The organism is Actinoplanes sp. NPDC049316, from assembly GCF_040677315.1.
Lineage (GTDB): Bacteria > Actinomycetota > Actinomycetes > Mycobacteriales > Micromonosporaceae > Actinoplanes.
This window is the reverse complement of record NZ_JBFAQM010000001.1, coordinates 541,025-557,185: the sequence shown is the minus strand read 5'-3', so window position 1 is coordinate 557,185 and position 16,161 is coordinate 541,025. Positions and strand designations below refer to the sequence as shown.

14 protein-coding genes are annotated in these 16,161 nt (G+C 72.4%); 7 read left to right on the top strand and 7 right to left on the bottom strand.

The features are described from left to right. Positions 1-154: 154 nt before the first annotated feature. Entirely contained in the window at positions 155-637 is a 483-nt protein-coding gene (locus AB0K03_RS02385; protein WP_364679293.1) for a GNAT family protein, read from the bottom strand. Between the two features lie 229 nt (positions 638-866). Between AB0K03_RS02385 and AB0K03_RS02380 the strand changes: the two genes are divergently transcribed. Next, positions 867-2,630 carry a glycoside hydrolase family 6 protein gene (locus AB0K03_RS02380; protein ID WP_364679291.1) on the top strand — a complete coding sequence of 588 codons (1,764 nt, stop codon included), beginning with the start codon at positions 867-869 and terminating at the stop codon, positions 2,628-2,630. Positions 2,631-2,782: 152 nt separating this feature from the next. Here AB0K03_RS02380 and AB0K03_RS02375 read toward each other — a convergent pair whose 3' ends face one another. Further along, positions 2,783-4,171 (bottom strand): OFA family MFS transporter, encoded by a 1,389-nt coding sequence (locus AB0K03_RS02375; RefSeq protein WP_364679289.1) that lies wholly within the window; start codon positions 4,169-4,171, stop codon positions 2,783-2,785. A 102-nt stretch (positions 4,172-4,273) separates the two neighbouring features. Between AB0K03_RS02375 and AB0K03_RS02370 the strand changes: the two genes are divergently transcribed. Both AB0K03_RS02370 and AB0K03_RS02365 read left to right on the top strand, forming a co-directional pair. Further along, positions 4,274-4,822, top strand: a complete 549-nt coding sequence (locus tag AB0K03_RS02370; RefSeq protein WP_364679286.1) for an RNA polymerase sigma factor — start codon at positions 4,274-4,276, stop codon at positions 4,820-4,822. A 55-nt stretch (positions 4,823-4,877) separates the two neighbouring features. Beyond that, on the top strand, positions 4,878-5,690 hold the full coding sequence (locus tag AB0K03_RS02365) for a hypothetical protein (RefSeq protein WP_364679283.1): 813 nt from the start codon (positions 4,878-4,880) through the stop codon (positions 5,688-5,690). A 7-nt stretch (positions 5,691-5,697) separates the two neighbouring features. On the opposite strand, the gene AB0K03_RS02360 is transcribed toward AB0K03_RS02365, so the two are convergent. Next, positions 5,698-8,214, bottom strand: a complete 2,517-nt coding sequence (locus AB0K03_RS02360) for a LamG-like jellyroll fold domain-containing protein (RefSeq protein ID WP_364679280.1) — start codon at positions 8,212-8,214, stop codon at positions 5,698-5,700. 237 nt (positions 8,215-8,451) lie between these two features. On the opposite strand from AB0K03_RS02360, the gene AB0K03_RS02355 reads away from it, so the two are divergent. Beyond that, a complete protein-coding gene (locus AB0K03_RS02355; protein WP_364679277.1) occupies positions 8,452-9,120 on the top strand; it encodes a copper homeostasis protein CutC in 669 nt (222 codons plus the stop codon). On the opposite strand, the gene AB0K03_RS02350 is transcribed toward AB0K03_RS02355, so the two are convergent. Both AB0K03_RS02350 and AB0K03_RS02345 read right to left on the bottom strand, forming a co-directional pair. Further along, positions 9,092-9,277, bottom strand: coding sequence for a hypothetical protein (locus AB0K03_RS02350; protein WP_364679275.1), 186 nt, complete (start codon positions 9,275-9,277; stop codon positions 9,092-9,094). The genes AB0K03_RS02355 and AB0K03_RS02350 overlap by 29 nt on opposite strands. A gap of 49 nt (positions 9,278-9,326) precedes the next feature. Further along, positions 9,327-10,697 carry a UDP-glucose/GDP-mannose dehydrogenase family protein gene (locus tag AB0K03_RS02345; protein WP_364679273.1) on the bottom strand — a complete coding sequence of 457 codons (1,371 nt, stop codon included), beginning with the start codon at positions 10,695-10,697 and terminating at the stop codon, positions 9,327-9,329. Positions 10,698-10,824: 127 nt separating this feature from the next. Between AB0K03_RS02345 and AB0K03_RS02340 the strand changes: the two genes are divergently transcribed. Then, positions 10,825-12,345, top strand: coding sequence for a sensor domain-containing diguanylate cyclase (locus AB0K03_RS02340; RefSeq protein WP_364679271.1), 1,521 nt, complete (start codon positions 10,825-10,827; stop codon positions 12,343-12,345). Between the two features lie 57 nt (positions 12,346-12,402). Next, the gene (locus tag AB0K03_RS02335; RefSeq protein ID WP_364679269.1) at positions 12,403-12,630 is read left to right on the top strand and encodes a hypothetical protein; all 228 of its coding nucleotides are present in this window, start codon (positions 12,403-12,405) and stop codon (positions 12,628-12,630) included. 4 nt (positions 12,631-12,634) lie between these two features. Here the strand turns inward: AB0K03_RS02335 and AB0K03_RS02330 are convergent, their stop codons facing one another. Together AB0K03_RS02330 and AB0K03_RS02325 are read right to left on the bottom strand one after the other, a co-directional pair. Next, positions 12,635-13,159, bottom strand: a complete 525-nt coding sequence (locus AB0K03_RS02330; protein ID WP_364679266.1) for a 2'-5' RNA ligase family protein — start codon at positions 13,157-13,159, stop codon at positions 12,635-12,637. A 58-nt stretch (positions 13,160-13,217) separates the two neighbouring features. After that, positions 13,218-13,883: an alpha/beta fold hydrolase gene (locus tag AB0K03_RS02325; protein WP_364679263.1), complete on the bottom strand. Its 666-nt coding sequence runs from the start codon at positions 13,881-13,883 to the stop codon at positions 13,218-13,220. A 112-nt stretch (positions 13,884-13,995) separates the two neighbouring features. Here AB0K03_RS02325 and AB0K03_RS02320 point away from each other — a divergent pair, with 112 nt between their 5' ends. Further along, the gene (locus tag AB0K03_RS02320; RefSeq protein WP_364679260.1) at positions 13,996-16,161 is read left to right on the top strand and encodes a LuxR C-terminal-related transcriptional regulator; all 2,166 of its coding nucleotides are present in this window, start codon (positions 13,996-13,998) and stop codon (positions 16,159-16,161) included.

Below are 16,161 nucleotides of genomic sequence, written 5' to 3'. Positions count from 1 at the left end.
GATTTGCGGTAAACCTGCGGAAGACTTCAGACGGAGTTAAGAGACCGTCGCGGACGGTAGCCCTAGGGTGGGTCGAGCGCTACCCGAGACCTTTCCGAGGGGCCGATGCCGGCGCCCCGCCGATGCGGCGGGGCGCCGGCGTCTTCGTCCGGGCTCAGCCGTCCGCGTCGAGGCGCAGCACGGTCTCCTCGATCTCGTGGCCACGGCCGGTCGCATACGCCACCTCGGTGCCGACCTTGCGGAAACCGGCCTTGCGCAGCACGGCGAGCGAGCCGGCGTTGTCGCTGGCCGCCCGGGCGGTGATCGGGCGTACGGCGAGCCTGCCGAGGTACAGCTTCAGCGCGGCGGTGGCCACGCCCCGCCCCCACCAGGAGCGGTCGAACCAGTACGTGATCTCGGTGTCCGTGCCGACCGCGAAGCTCGCGATGGTCCCGGCGAGCTCGTCGCCGACCGTGACGGCCCACAGATCGATGTCGGCGGCGGTGCGCAGCCGCCGCATGTGCGCGTCGAACTCGGCCCGGTCGCCGGGGTCTTCGGCGGTGAACGCAGCCATCCGCACCGCCACGGGATCGCGCATCTGGTCGAAGATGGCATCGAGGTCGTCGTCTCGGACTCGCCGCAGCCCGATCTCCGCCATCTGGCCCCCCATCCCCCGGTGTGGCGGCAGCGTACCGCCCGCCGGCGCGGGGCCGTGGGCACGGTGGCGGGTCGCAACGCCGAAAAGTTTCGGGCCCATTACGTATTGATGTCATGGGAGCGCTCCCATACTCTGAAGCCGTCGCCGGATCAGTGACACACTTCGATCCGGCGATCCCTGAGGCCGTGCCTGCCCCGGGCACAGCCACGTCTCCCAGGAGCGCTCGCGCATGAGACCACGTCCCCACAGTGTGGCGCGCGGCCTGACAGCCGCCGCCGCCGTCACCCTCCTCACCGGCGCCGGGATAGCCGTCGCCAGTCAAGCCAGCGCCGCGGCCGGATGCCGGGTCACTTACTCGGTCAACCAGTGGAGCACCGGGTTCACCGCGAACGTGTCGGTGACCAACCTCGGTGACCCGATCTCCGGCGGCTGGAACCTCGCCTGGGACTTCTCCGGCAACCAGCGGGTCACCCAGGGCTGGAACGGCACCTTCACCCAGTCCGGCCAGCACGTGAGCGTCGCCAGCCCGTCGTACGCGAACAACCTCGCCACGAACGCGTCGGCGTCGTTCGGCTTCAACGCCGACTACTCGGGCACGAACACCGCGCCGTCGGTCTTCACGCTCAACGGCACCCAGTGCACCGGCTCGGTGCCGACGACGCCCGGCACGCCGTCGAACCCGGGCACGCCGCCGCCGTCCAACCCGAGCACGCCGCCGCCCAGCGGCCCGACCACCCCGCCGCCGGCGGGCACCAAGGTCGACAACCCGTACGCGGGGGCCAAGGGCTACGTCAACCCGGAGTGGAAGGCCAAGGCCGACGCCGAGCCCGGCGGCAACCGGGTCTCCAACAACCCGACCGCCGTGTGGCTCGACCGGATCGCCGCCATCAACGGCACCAGCGACTCGAGCTCCAACGGCTCGATGGGCCTGCGCGACCACCTGGACGCGGCTCTCGCCCAGGGCGCCGGCTACATCCAGCTGGTCATCTACAACCTGCCCGGCCGCGACTGCTCGGCGCTGGCCTCCAACGGTGAGCTGGGCGTCAACGACCTGCCGCGGTACAAGGCGGAGTACATCGACCCGATCGCCGCGATCGAGGGCGACGCGAAATACCGCAACCTGCGCATCATCAACGTGATCGAGATCGACTCGCTGCCGAACCTGGTGACCAACACCAACGTGGCGACCTGCGCGACGATGAAGAGCAACGGCGGCTACGTCCAGGGCGTCGGCTACGCGCTGAACAAGCTCGGCGCGCTCTCGAACTCCTACAACTACGTCGACGCCGCGCACCACGGCTGGATCGGCTGGGACACCAACTTCGGCCCGACCGCGGACATCATGCTCGAGGCGGCCAAGGCGTCCGGCAACGTGAAGAACGTGCACGGCTTCATCACCAACACGGCCAACTACTCGGCGCTCACCGAGCCGTACTTCACGATCAACACGAACGTGAACGGCACCTCGGTGCGGCAGTCCAAGTGGGTGGACTGGAACTACTACGTCGACGAGCTGTCGTTCGCCCAGGCGTTCCGGCAGAAGCTGGTCCAGGTCGGCTTCGACTCCGGCATCGGCATGCTGATCGACACCTCCCGCAACGGCTGGGGCGGCGCGAACCGGCCAACCGCGGCGAGCACGTCCACCGACGTGAACACGTTCGTCAACCAGTCCCGCATCGACCGCCGGATCCACGCCGGCAACTGGTGCAACCAGGACGGCGCGGGCCTCGGCGAGCGGCCGCGGGCCAACCCGGCCACCGGCATCGACGCGTACGTCTGGGTCAAGCCCCCGGGCGAGTCGGACGGCTCGAGCAGCCTGATCCCGAACAACGAGGGCAAGGGCTTCGACCGGATGTGCGACCCGACCTACACCGGCAACGAGCGCAACGGCAACAGCCCGACGGGCGCCCTGCCGAACGCGCCGATCTCCGGAGCGTGGTTCTCCGCGCAGTTCCGCCAGCTGATGGCGAACGCGTACCCGCCGCTCTCCTGAACGATCGAGTAAGAGAGGCGGCCCGGCATCACGCCGGGCCGCCTCTTCTCATTGGAAGAGCTTGGCGGCGGTGATCGCCGTCTGGATGACGCCGTACCCGAGCAGCACGGTGACCAGCGCCCAGGAGAGCGCGATGCGGACCGGCGAGGTTTTCATGCCACAGCCTCCTTCTCCTGCTCCGGCTGCTCGTGGAAGCGGGCCGGGACCGGCTGCACGAGCAGGTTGGCGACGAAGCCGACGGCCAGGATCGCGACCATCGTGAACAGCGCCGGCTGGTACGCCGACGAGGTGAGCGTGCCGGGCTTGCCCTGCGCGTCGAGGAAGCCGTTGACGATCAGCGGCCCGGCGACACCCGCGGCGGACCAGGCGGTGAGCAGGCGGCCGTGGATGGCGCCGACCTGGTAGGTGCCGAACAGGTCCCGCAGGTACGCCGGGACGGTCGCGAACCCGCCGCCGTAGAACGACAGGATCACCCCGGCCAGCACCACGAACAGCCCGACCGCGGTGTGCCCGACGCTCGCGAGCAGCGCGTACAGGATCATGCCGACGCCGAGGTAGACCAGGTAGATGCGCTTGCGGCCGATGAAGTCGGAGGTCGTCGACCAGACGAAGCGGCCGGCCATGTTGAACAGCGAGAGCAGCCCGACGAAGCCCGACGCGGCGGCCACCGCGACCGCCGACTTGCCGTCCGAGCCGCGGAAGAAGTCCTGGATCATCGGGCTGGCCTGCTCGAGGATGCCGATGCCCGCGGTCACGTTGCAGAACAGCACGATCCACAACAGCCAGAAGCTGCGCGTCTTGATCGCGTTGGCGGCGGCCACGCTGGCGGTGGTGACCAGCGCCTTCTCCTTCACCGAGGCCTGGTCGAAGCCGGCCGGCACCCAGTCGTCGGCGGGCACCCGCATGTTGAGCACGCCGAACATCATGACGACGAAGTAGCCGATGCCCAGGGTCAGGAACAGCGCCACGAGCGCGCCGCCGGAGGCCACCGACGACGACACGTTCGGGTCGTAGCCGGCGTCGTAGTACGACAGCAGCTGCCGCGACAGCGGGCTGGCGATCAGCGCGCCACCGCCGAAGCCCATGATGGCCAGGCCGGTCGCGAGGCCCGGGCGGTCCGGGAACCACTTGATCAGCGTGGAGACCGGGGAGATGTAGCCGATGCCCAGGCCGATGCCGCCGAGGACGCCGTACCCGAGGTAGACCAGCCACAGCTGCTTGGTGCTGATCCCGAGCGCCGCGACCAGGAAGCCGGCGGTCCAGAAGCAGGCCGACACGAACATGGCCTTGCGCGGCCCGTTCGCTTCGACCCAGGTGCCGCCGACCGCCGCCGACAGGCCGAGCATGACGATGGCGATGCTGAAGACGACCCCGACGGCGGTCTGGCCGGCGTCGAAGTGCTGGACGAAGGAGTTCTTGTAGACGCTGGTGGCGTACACCTGGCCGATACACAGGTGCACCGAGAGCGCGGCCGGGGGGATCAGCCAGCGGCTGAAGCCGGGCGGCGCCACGGAGTGCTTGCGGTCGAGCGCGGACAGCATGACGGCGCCTCCCTGAGCCGATCACCGTGATCGATAGAACGTCATCATCAACCCGCGCAAATATTGCCGCAACAATTACCGGACGGGCGGACATAACCAGGCGTGACAGCACAGACCCGACGGCGCGACGACGACCTCGGCGACGAGGCCGGCTTCGGCGCCGCCTTCGACCGGCACTGCCGGGCCGTGTACAACCACGCGTTCCGGCTGACCGGCTCGTGGAGCGTGGCCGAAGACGTCACCCAGGCCACGTTCCTGCTCGCGTGGCGCAAGCGCGGCGCCGTACGCCTTGTCGACGGGTCCGCCCTGCCGTGGCTGCTCGTCGTCGCCGGGAACTGTGCCCGTACGGAACACCGGTCGGCCCGCCGGCGCAGTGCCCTGCTGCAGCGCGTGCCGTACGAGGAGGAACGCGACCCGGCCGACGACGTGGCCGGTCGCCTCGACGACGAGCGCCGGATGCGGGAGGTGCTCGCGGCCGTCCGCAGGCTGCCCCGCACCGAGCGGGAGGCCGTCGCGCTGTGCCTGTGGTCGGGTGTCTCGTACGCCGAAGCCGCCGCCGTCCTCGGCATCACGGAGGTCTCCGTCCGCTCGCGGGTCAGCCGCGCCCGGTCGCGCCTCACCGGAATCCTGAGCCCCCCGGAGGAACGATGACGAGCTGCTACGCCCGGTCGCGCCGCACCGGACTCCTGAATCCCTCGGAGGAGCGATGACCGAGCTGCTGCGCCCGCCCGCCGACCGCGACCTGCCGCCCGGGCGCGCCGAGCGGATGCGCCACGACCTGCTGCGCGCCACCCGCGAGCGTCCCCGCCACACCCGCCGGTGGCTGGCCGCGGCCGTCGCCACGGGGCTCACCCTGGTGGCGGCCGGCACGGTCGTCGCGCACGTCCGCGACGAGCCGGGGATGCAGGTGCTGGCGATGGGACCGGGCGAGCTCGACGGCACGCTGCGCCGTGCCGCGCAGGAGTGCCTGGAATGGGCCGGGCGCGACAGCGGGCCGCGGGTTCCGCTGGCCCTGGGTGACTTGGCCGTCAGCGCCCGGCAGGGCGACCGGGCCGCCGTGCTGTTCCTCTCCGGTGCCGGCTACGCGGCCTGCGACTTCGACCTCGGCGGCCGGGAGTCAAGCGGCGGCGTCAACTCCGGGCCGTGGGCGCACCGGGACTGGCTGCCCGGCCCGGTGCAGCGGCTGAGCCTGTCGTCGTCGGAGGCCGACGGCGGGGCCGTGGCGGCGCTCGGCCGGGTGAGCGGCCGCGTCCACCGGCTGGTGCTGGAGCACGGCGACGGCCGCACGACCGTGGCCCGGCTGCGCGACGGCACGTTCGGCATCGTGACCGCCACCGCTGACGTCCGCCCCGACGCCCAGCTGGTCAGCTATGACGCCGCCGGTCACGAGATCGACCGGCGGCCGTTGTTCCCGCTGCCCGGCCGAGCCGAGCAGTGCTGGACCGACCCGGCCGGCGCGGTGGTGTACGGAACGCTCGGCGGGACGTGTCGTCCCGCCGAGCGCTGGAGCCGCTACTAGAGAGGTGTCAGTTGCCGGAGTCGTACAGCGCCTTGATCTCGGTGGCGGACAGGGCGCGGTCGTACAGGTGGACCTGGTCGACCGTGCCGTCGAGGTAGTCGACGGGGTTGCCGCCGTACTTGCCCCGGCCGATCACCGTGTTGCCGGTCGGCGCCGCCTGCGGCAGGCAGGCGCTGGTGCGCCCGGCCGGTTCGCCGTCGACGTAGAGCCGCAGCTCGCCCTTGACTGAGTCGCGGACGCCGGTGAGGTGGTACCAGCGGCCGGTCTCCGGCTTGACCGGGCCGAGCGCGCGGACGCCGGCGAAGCTCATCGCGAACCGCTGGTCGGCGCCCGAGTACTGCAGGAAGAAGTCGCTGTTGCTGGGCCCGTCCTGGCTGACGATCGTCTGGAAGGCGCCGTCGGCCTTGTCGAGCTTCACCCACGCGGAGGCGGTGTAGTCCGACGCGGTGTTCAGGATCGGCGCGCCGGTGTCGACGAACTGCGAGGAGCCGTTGAGCTCGAGGCCCTGGCCGTTCTTGGCAGCGACGTACTGCGGGCCGCCGACGGGGGTGCCGTCGTGGTCGCCGGCCGCGTCCTCGGCGGTGCCGTCGAGCGGATAGAACGACACACCGGTCAGGCCGGGGGTGCCGGGCGGCGGCTGCGGCACGTTGGACGCGCTGCCGTCCGCCTTGGCGATGATCTCCCGGTTGATCGCCCGGACCTGGCTGAAGTCCATCTTGGGCACCTGCCGGTCGTACGTCCAGAAGCCGTTGAGCTCACCCTCCACGTCGGTGATCTGGGTGTAGATCGCCGCGCTGATGCCGCACGACTGGGCGGCGGTGATGACCTTGCGCTGGTTCTCGACGTACTTGCGGGTCAGCGTCGCCGAGTCGGGCTCCATCTCGTACGCCTGCCCGGTGCCGAACCACATGTGGTTGGAGACCTTGAGGCCGTATCCGCCGTGCTCGCCGTCGATGGACACCCGGGTGGCGTCCGGCGACGGGGAGGCCGGGCCGCCGTTGTTGTACTCGTGGAAGTCGATGACGTCGCCCTTGCCGGAGTCACCCTTGGAGTTGCAGCAGTTCACGCCGCTGTGCGCGTTGACCAGGCGGCTCGGGTCCTGCTTCTTGACGTCCTCGGCGATGCGGCCGGTGGCCGTACGGTCCCACTCGCCCCAGCCCTCGTTGAACGGGACCCAGGCGATGATCGAGGTCCAGCTCTGGTGCTCGCGGACCATCTCGTGCAGCTCGGCCTCGAACTGGTCGCGCCACTCCGGCGGGATCGGCCCGGTGTTGGCGGCCGGCATGTCCTGCCAGACCAGCAGGCCCAGCTTGTCGGCCCAGTAGTACCAGCGGTCGGGCTCGACCTTGATGTGCTTGCGCACGGTGTTGAAGCCCATGACCTTGTGCTGCTCGAGGTCGAACTTGAGCGCCGCGTCGGTCGGGGCGGTGTTCAGCCCGTCCGGCCAGAAGCCCTGGTCCAGCGTGGACATGTTGAACAGGATCTTGCCGTTGAGCGCGATCCGCAGCTTGCCGTCGGCGCCCTTCTTGGTGCCGATCTCGCGCATGCCGAAGTACGACCGCACCGTGTCGAGCACGCGGTTGCCGTTGAGCAGCGTGACCTCGAGGTCGTAGAGGTACGGGTCGTCCGGCGTCCACACGTGCGCGTTCGGCACGGGCACCGAGAGCTGCGTACCCGCGGCGCCGGTGACCTTGCCGACGACCTTGCCCTTGCTGCGCGCGACCGCGCGCACCTTGAGGCCCTCGCCGCGGACGGTGTTCGCGGTGAGCTGGAGCGCCGAGGCGGACAGGTCCGGCGTCAGTTTGAGGTCGGCGATGCTGGAGGCGCCGACCGGCTCCATCCACACCGTGCGCCAGATGCCGGAGCTGCCCTGGTAGAAGATGCCCCGGTCGCCGACGCGACGCTGCTTGCCGATGGGCTGGCCGGTGGCGTCGGTGAGGTCCTCGGCCCAGACGATGAGCTCCTGCGGGCCGGTCTTGACCAGCGCGTCGGTGACGTCGACGTCGAAGCCGTCGTAGCCGCCGCGGTGGGTGGCGACCTGCTTGCCGTTGACGAAGATCTTCGAGTCGTAGTCGATCGCGCCGAAGTGCATCAGCAGGCGCTGTCCCCTACCGACCTTCCAGTCGGACGGGACCGTGAAGGTGCGCCGGTACCACATGCGGTCCTCGTGGCGCTCGATGCCGGACAGCGCCGACTCGATCGGGTACGGCACCAGTACCCGCTCGCCGAGGGACTGGCCGGTGGGCACGGCCTGGCCGGTCTCGGCCTTCGCGAACTCCCAGACGCCGTTGAGGTTCTGCCAGCGGCTGCGCACGAGTTGCGGGCGCGGGTACTCGGGCAGGGCGTTGCCGGGGCCCACCGCGTCGGTCCAGGGGGTGGCGATCGGCGGGACGCCCTTGTGCCAGGCGGCCGCCGCGGCCGCCGCGGCGGGCGCGGCGCCGACGGGTGCCGCGGCTCCCACGGCCAGGAGAGTGACGGCCGCGACTGCTATGGCGTGCCGCCGGCGGGTCCGGGGTCTGTTCACGCGCGTGGTCCCTTCGGAGCGGAAGTGACGCGGGCAGCACAGATCGACGCACCACGGTGGACGATGAGCATCACCGCGAAGCGTGTCAGTGGACCACCCATGAGCTCACACATTTCAACAAGGTTGCTCAGGTAACGTCAAGATTTCGCGCGATGAACTTCGATGGTCTGACACTTTCCAACATGGACGCGCACCGCTGGACGGCCGCCGTTCAGCTCGGTGTGCGACGATGCGGCCGTGCCGGAATCGATCTTGGAAGTCATCGCGCTGGACGTCGTGGACGCGCGGGCCGCGCGGGACGGGGGCGCCGACCGGGTCGAGCTGGTCGCCGACATGAGCCGGCAGGGCCTCACCCCCGCCGTCGAGACCTTCGCGCAGGTCCGGCGGGTCGCCGGCCTCGCGGTCCGGGTCATGCTGCGCAGCCATGACGGGTACGCGCTGAGCGACGCGGCCACCCTCACCCGGGCCGCGGCCGAGCTACGCGACGCCGGCGCGGACGAGTTCGTGCTGGGTTTCCTGGACGCCGGCGGGGCGGTCGACGTGGCCGCCGTCGAGGCGGTGCTCCCGGCGATCGAGGGATGCCGCTGGACGTTCCACCGGGCCCTGGACCACGCCGCCGACCGCGCCGCCGCCTGGCGGGCGCTGGCCGGGCTGCCCGGGCTGGATTTCGTGCTGACCGGCGGCGACCCGGCGGGGGTCGGCGCGGGGCTCGGCACGCTGTGCGCGGAGGCCGGCCGCAGGCCGCGGGTGCTGGCCGGCGGCGGGTTGCGCCCGCACCACGTCGCGCCGCTGGTCGCCGCGGGTGTGGACGCCTTCCACACCGGGGGCGCCGTACGCCCGGACGGCCGCTGGGACGCCCCGGTGGACGCGGCGCTGGTCAGGGCGTGGCGCGACCTCCTGCCGTGACCGGGTCGCCGGGCCCGCCGGGGCCGGTGACCGGCGGGATGTACGTGACGACCTGCGGCATCTCCGGCGCCGACGCCTGCAGCCGGGCGGCGACGAGGCCGGCGGCCAGCAGCAGCGCCGCCAATCCCGCGGTGAGGACGTGAACGGTGAATCGCATGCGGCGCAGGATGACACCGCGATGTCAGGAACCTGTGCGGTCCCGGCGCTCAGCGGGAGCCGGACACCGACAGGTAGCGGTAGCCCAGCTTGGTGAGCCGCTGCGGGTCGAGGATGTGCCGGCCGTCCAGCACGACGGGCGTCCGCATGAGCCCGGCGAGCTTGCCCCAGTCCAGGTCCTGGTACTGCGCCCACTCGGTCACCAGGACCACCGCGTCGCTGTCGTCGAAGACGTCCTCGACCTCGTCGGCGAGGTACGGCACCAGGTCCGGCTGTTCGCGCCGGAAGCGCTCGGTGGCCACCGGGTCGTGCACGCGGACGCGCGCGCCGCGGTCGATCAGCATCCGGGTGATGTCCAGCGCCGGGGCGTCGCGCAGGTCGTCGGTGTCGGGCTTGAACGCGAGCCCGAGCAGCCCGATCCGGCGGCCCTTGAGGATGCGCAGCTCCTCGAGCAGCCGGTCCACGACGAGGCGCCGCTGCAACTGGTTGACCTGCCGGGCAGCGGTCACGATCGGCATCTCGTGGTGGTACTCGGCCGCCGTGGCGATCAGCGCGGCGGTGTCCTTGCCGAAGCAGGAGCCGCCCCACCCGATGCCCGGCTGCAGGAACCGCGGCCCGATCCGGGCGTCCAGGCCGATACCGCGGGTGATCTGGGTGATGTCGGCGCCGACCCGGCCGGCGAGCTGGCCTACCTCGTTCGCGAAGCTGATCTTGAGCGCGAGGAACGCGTTGGCCGCGTACTTGATCAGCTCGGCGGAGGCCAGGTCGGTCGAGACCATCGGCACCGCGCCGAGCCCGCCCGGGCGCGGCAGGTACGTCGGTGGGGTGAACGTCTGGTTCAGCAGGGTGCGGTAGAGGCGGTTGAGCACGTCGAGGCTGCGGGGGTTGTCCGAGCCGACGACCACCCGGTCGGGGTACAGCGTGTCCTGGATCGCGGCGCCCTGGCGCAGGAACTCCGGGTTCGAGGCGACCGAGAACTCGCCGTCGCTACGCCGCTCGTGCGTACGCTCGAACGACTCCCGCAGGATCGAGTCGACCCAGTTGCTGCTGCCGATCGGCACGGTCGACTTGTTCACCACGACGGTGAAGTCGCCGGAGATGTGCCGCCCGACGCTCTCGGCGGCCGAGCGCAGGTGGGTGAGATCCGGGTTGCCGTCGGGCAGCGACGGGGTCTGCACGGCGATGAACACGACGTCCGCGCCGGGCACCGCGGCGCTGTAGTCGGTGGTGAAGCTGAGCCGGTCGGCCGAGTCGGCGAGCAGCGCGTCCATGTGCGGCTCGTAGATCGGCGAGCGCCCCGAGGCCAGCAGATCGACCTTGGCCTGGTCGAGGTCGACGCAGGTGACGTCGTGGCCGAGGAAGGCCAGGCAGACGCCCGTCGTGAGACCCACGTAGCCGGTGCCGACGACGCACACCCTCATGCCGTACTCCCCTCGTCGCGTGCCGGGCTCCGGATGCCCGCAACCTGGAACGGTAATCCGTCGTGTCGCGCACCACGGCACCACCCGGATGCTCAGGCGCGTCGTCTCACTGCCGATCCTTGGGTCCGTGACGGTCAGCAGCGAGACACGTACGGGTGGCGGCGACTTCGCCCTGTCCGTGTCCCCGCTCGCCCTCGACGAGCAGACCCGGCTGCTGGCCGACCTCGTCGAGGTGATGACCCGCGACATCCCCTCGCTGGGACACATCCTGGGCATCATCGAGCGCCGCCTCGGTGAGGCGTGCGGGATGACCGCGGCGACCGTCTTCACGCTCGACCCCGACGACGGCAGCCTGCGCCCCGCCGCCACCATCGGCTCGCCCGGCCCCGACGACCTGCGCATCGCCGGCCGGGTCTTCCGGGTCTCCGCGGGCGCCCCGCCGGTGCGCGTGGGCGAGCGTACGGCGATCCGCCTGCGTATCGGCGGCCAGACCGTCGGCGTGCTCGTGCTCACCGGCACGGCCCTGGAGCACCTGCGCCCGGAGACCGCCGCCGGTACGGCCCTGCAGGTCGCCGCCACCCTGCAGGTGCTCTCCGCGGAGGTGCACCAGCAGTTCACCGCCCGCGCCAACGCCACGATCCGCAGCCTCTTCGAGGAGGGCGCGACCGCCACTTCGGTGGAGGCCGCCGGGATGCTGCTGGCCAAGGCCACCGGGGAGGCCTTCCGCACCGAGTACGCGGCGGTGCACCTCATCGGCCCGGACAACACGATCCAGTACGTCGGCGGCGTGGGCCTGACCGAGGAGATGAACACCCAGCTGCGCCACAACCTGCTCGGCAAGCTGGCCACCGACTCGCCGGTGTGGAAGGCGATGCTCGACACCAACGGGCCGGTCCTCGTCGGCGACGCGGCCGACGGCGACTTCCGCCGCGGCGGCTTCGTCGAGACCCTGCAGCTGCGCTCGTTCCTGTCGATGCCGCTGCTCTCGGCGTCCGGGCCGGTCGGCGTGGTGATGTGCGGCGACGCCAGCGGCCCGCGCTCCTGGACCAGCCGGGACCAGACGCTGGCCCACCAGGTCGCCATGGAGGGCGCGCTCATCGTCGACAGCGCCCGCATGCGTCAGGCCGAGCAGATGCACGTCGCCGAGCTGACCCGGCAGGCGTACCACGACGCGCTCACCGGGCTGCCGAACCGCACCCACCTGCTCGACCGCGCCGAGCAGGAGGTGGACAGCGCGATGGCCACCGGCGGCCGGATCGCGCTGCTGCTGCTCGACCTGGACGGCTTCAAGCGGGTCAACGACACCGTCGGGCACCACGCCGGCGACGCCCTGCTGCAGGCGGTGGGCCAGCGGCTGCAGGCGGCGGTCCGCGACAACGACCTGGTCGCGCGGCTGGGCGGCGACGAGTTCGCCATCCTGCTGACCCGCAACCCCGACGAGAAGTCGGCCGCCGCGATCGCCGGGCGCATCCACGAGCGGCTGCAGCAGCCGTACGACATCGACGGCGGCGAGGTGCGGGTCGGCGCCAGCATCGGCATCGCGCTGTTCCCCGCCGACGCCGACGACATGGCGACGCTGATGCGCGGAGCCGACGCGGCGATGTACCGCGCCAAGCGCAACGGCGGCGGTGTGCGCCTCGCCGTCTGACGGGCCGTCTCCCGGATTCGTCGATAAGCTTCGACGAACCGACGGGAGGAGGGCGCTGTGCCGCCGATCCGGGTCACGGTGTGGGGCGAGAACCGGCACGAACACGCCGAGGAGCACGTGCGCGCGATCTACCCCGACGGGATGCACGAGACCATCGCCGCCGTGCTGACCTGGTGGGGCCACGCCGGGGACGCCTGCGCGGCGGCGGTCTTCGAGATGACCGGCGGCGCCCGCTACGTGTACCACGGCTGGCCGTCCGCCCGGGCCCGGGTGGGCCTGGACTGACCGCTCATCCCGCCGCGACCGGCAGCGGGTGCGAGATGCCGTTGGCGTGGTCCGTGACGGCGGCGCCGGCGAGCTGCGCGCGTACGGGAAGAATCTCCAGGCAGCGGCGGACGGCCGGGCCCATCGCGGGGTTCGGCACGCGCAGCGACACCGTGCAGTGCGGCACCCAGCGTCCCGGCCGGTAGTGCTCCCACACCGGCACCCCGGCGTGCGCCAGCCGGTCGTGGACGGCCCGGTGGTGGGCCAGCAGCTCCTCGGTCATCGTGACCCCGAGCCACAGCACCCGCCCGACGAACTGCCCGGCGAAATCCATGCCGACGCTCAGCCCCCGGCCGACGTCCAGCCCCCGCAGCGCGGCGGCGACGGCGTCCGGGGGCAGCCTACGAGCGGCGGCCAGGGAGATGTGCGGGCGGTGCCGCTCGTGCAGCGACGCCATCGTGGGGATGCCGTCGGCTTCGAGGGCTTTCCACAACGCGCGGATCCGCCGCGTGGCGTCGACGTCCAGGTAGACCTCGAGCGCGGCGACCACCTGATCACCGTACCGCCGGGCCGCCCGCGCTCGAGCACGGGCGGCCCGGCGGCGGTGCTCAGGTGGCCAGGAACGTACGGACCTGGGCGAGGATGGACGTGTCGGTCAGGTACGTCAGGTGGTTCTCGCAGAGGACGTAGTTGTTCGCCGCTCCGCTGAGGACCGTGCTGGTGTACGGCAGGATGACGCCGTCGCAGGGCGAGTACCAGGTGGCGTAGCGGGTGCTTCCCGGCGTCTCGTCGCCCGCGCTGAGCGTGGCGATGAACGACGAGCCCGGGTACATCTGCCGGCAGGTGACGAAGATCAGGCAGGCGCCGGCCGAGGTGGTGCCGTGGTTCGCGCCGGCCAGCGAGGCGAGGTGGCCCACGTACTGCGCGCCGCCGAGCTGTTTGACGTACCAGAGGCTGACCAGGCCGCCCATCGAGTGGTTGACGATGTCGACCTTGGCCGCCCCGGTGCGGCTGCGGACCTGGCTGACGAAGGTCGCCAGGCCGCGGGCGTTGGTCATGTTGTCGCCGTAGGAGTTGTACTCGTACGCGTACAGCTCGCTGCTGCTGTAGCCGGCCGCCCGGAACAGCGACTCGGCGGTCGTCCAGTTCGAGGCGCTGCCGGTGTAGCCGTGCACGAACACGACCGGCGTACGGGCTGCCGCGGCGGCGGGGGTGGCCGGCACGGCGGCGAGCGCGGCCACGACGGCGAGCAGGAGAGCGAAGATCCGGCGCATGGAACCTCCAGGGGATCGGGTTCCTCGCAGCCTGCGGCCGGCAACAGTTTTGACACATCGGTGAAATCACCGGCCTTGCCGCCCCGGCGTCCGCACATCGACACTTGTCGACATGATGTTTGCACCTCTAGTGCAGGAATCTGCGGCGGTGCCGCTCCCGCCGCTGGACCCGGCGGCCGGCCGGGCCCTCCTCGCCGGCCTGCGCCCCGGTCTGCCGGCGGACCTGGCCGGCGCGCTGGTCGACCTGGCCGGGGGCGACCCGGCCGTGCTGACCGACCTCGCCGCGGCGCTCACGCCCGAGCAGATCCGCGGCGACGCGCCACCGCCGGTGACGCTGCCGCGCGGGAGCCCGCTGGGCCGTCACCTTCGGGCTGCGATCGCCGCGCTGCCCCGGGCCGTACGGCCGGCCCTGCTGCTCGCCGCGGCCGATCCGCAGCAAGCGGACGGCGATCTGCGCCCCGCCGAGGACGCCGGGCTGGTCCGGGTGAACGGCGACGAGGTCGAGTTCGTCCCGGGGATCCTGCGGTGGGTCGTGTACCACGACGCACCGGCGCACGAGCGACGCGCGGCCCACGCCCGCCTGGCCGTCGGCGGCGGTCCCCGGGCGCTGCTGCACCGTGCCGCCGCCACGCCGGGAAGCGACGACGTGCTCGCCGAGCGGCTGCTGGCCGCCGCTCGAACGGCGCCGCCGGCGTACGCGGCGACCGCCCTGCGCCACGCGGCGCGGCTCACCACCGCGCCGGACGTGGCCACCGACGCCCTGCTCGCGGCGGCCCGGCAGGCCTGGACGGCGGGCCGCCAGCACGAGGCGGAGACGCTGCTGCGCGAGGTGGCCCACGTCCCGCGGGCGCGGGCCCGGTGCCGGCGGCTGACCGGCGAGATGGACGTCCGCGCGGGCGGCTCCGGCGGCGGCCTCGACGACCTGCTCGACGCCGCCACGCTGCTCGCCGAGGAGGACGTCGCCGCGTCGCTCGACGCGCTGCTGCTGGCCGGTGAGGCGCTGCAGCGCGCGGGCGACCACACCCGGTACGCCGACGTGGCCCGCCGCGTGCTGGCGATGCGCCGCGAGACCGAGCCGCCCGGGCTGGAGCTCGCGTTCGACCAGGTGGCCGGCCTGTCCGAGCTGTACGCCGGCGACTACGCCACCGGCTTCGGGCACCTGCGCCACGTTCTCAGCCTCGCCACCCGCGTCGACGAGCCCGCCGCGCTGATCCGCGCCGCCACGGCCGGCATCCTCGTCGGGGACGGTCCGGCGGCACACGCCCTGGCGGCGCGGGCGGCGCGCATCGCGCGTACCCGCGGGGAACTGGCCCTCGTGCCGTACGGCCTGGAGATCGCCGCCTTCGCGGCCCTGGCCGCCGGCCACTACGACGCCGCGACCGCCGACGCCACGGAAGGCGCCACCCTCGCCGCGGCGACCGGCCGGCCGGGGCCGGCGCAGGTCCACTTCGGCATCCTGGCCGTGCTCGCCGCCCTGCTGGGCGACCGGGAGACCGCGATGCTACGGGTACGCCAGGCCGGCGCGCACGACAGCAGGACCGGGCCGGGACAGGCCCGGGCGCTGTGCGAATGGGCGCTGGCCCTGCTCGACCTGGTCGAGGGCCGGCCGGCCGGCACGGTGGAGCGGCTCGGCCGGATCATGCTCACACCGTCGGGACACGGCAACGCGGTGTTTCAGATCGCGGCGACCCCGCACCTGGTCGAGGCCGCGTGGCGCGGCGGTCGTCCCGGCCCCGGCCCGCGCATCCGGGCGGCCCTCGCACCGTTCGAGCGGTGGACGGCCGGCACCGGGCAGCCGCCGTGGCTGGCGCTGCGGTCGCGGTGCCGGGCCCTGGTGGCGGCGGACGCCGACACCGCCGACGGCCACTTCCGGGAGGCGCTGCGCCAGCACCTGCGCGGCGACGGCGACTTCGCCAGGGCCCACACCGAGCTGCTGTACGGCCGGGAGCTGCGCCGCCGCCGGCGTCCGGGAGCGGCCCGCGACCTGCTGCGCAGCGCGGTCGAGACGTTCACGCTGCTCGACGCGCGGCCGTGGGCGGCGCAGGCCGGCGTGGAGCTGCGCGCGGCCGGGGCGCCCGTACCCGATCGGCGACCCACCACGGACCTGACCGCCCAGCAGGAACGGATCGCCCGGCTGGTGGCCGGCGGGGCCACCAACCGGGAGATCGCGCAGCAGCTGTACCTGAGCCCCCGGACCGTCGACCACCACCTGCGCAACGTGTTCGCGCGGCTCGGCGTGCGGTCGCGCACCGAATTGGCCCGGCGCTTCGTCACCTGA

Coding starts and splice junctions, on each gene's coding strand:
- AB0K03_RS02345 (WP_364679273.1), bottom strand. CDS start 10,697: ATGAGGGTGTGCGTCGTCGGCACCGGCTACGTGGGTCTCACGACGGGC.
- AB0K03_RS02365 (WP_364679283.1), top strand. CDS start 4,878: ATGACCGAGCTGCTGCGCCCGCCCGCCGACCGCGACCTGCCGCCCGGG.
- AB0K03_RS02380 (WP_364679291.1), top strand. CDS start 867: ATGAGACCACGTCCCCACAGTGTGGCGCGCGGCCTGACAGCCGCCGCC.
- AB0K03_RS02350 (WP_364679275.1), bottom strand. CDS start 9,277: ATGCGATTCACCGTTCACGTCCTCACCGCGGGATTGGCGGCGCTGCTG.
- AB0K03_RS02375 (WP_364679289.1), bottom strand. CDS start 4,171: ATGCTGTCCGCGCTCGACCGCAAGCACTCCGTGGCGCCGCCCGGCTTC.
- AB0K03_RS02385 (WP_364679293.1), bottom strand. CDS start 637: ATGGCGGAGATCGGGCTGCGGCGAGTCCGAGACGACGACCTCGATGCC.
- AB0K03_RS02320 (WP_364679260.1), top strand. CDS start 13,996: ATGATGTTTGCACCTCTAGTGCAGGAATCTGCGGCGGTGCCGCTCCCG.
- AB0K03_RS02325 (WP_364679263.1), bottom strand. CDS start 13,883: ATGCGCCGGATCTTCGCTCTCCTGCTCGCCGTCGTGGCCGCGCTCGCC.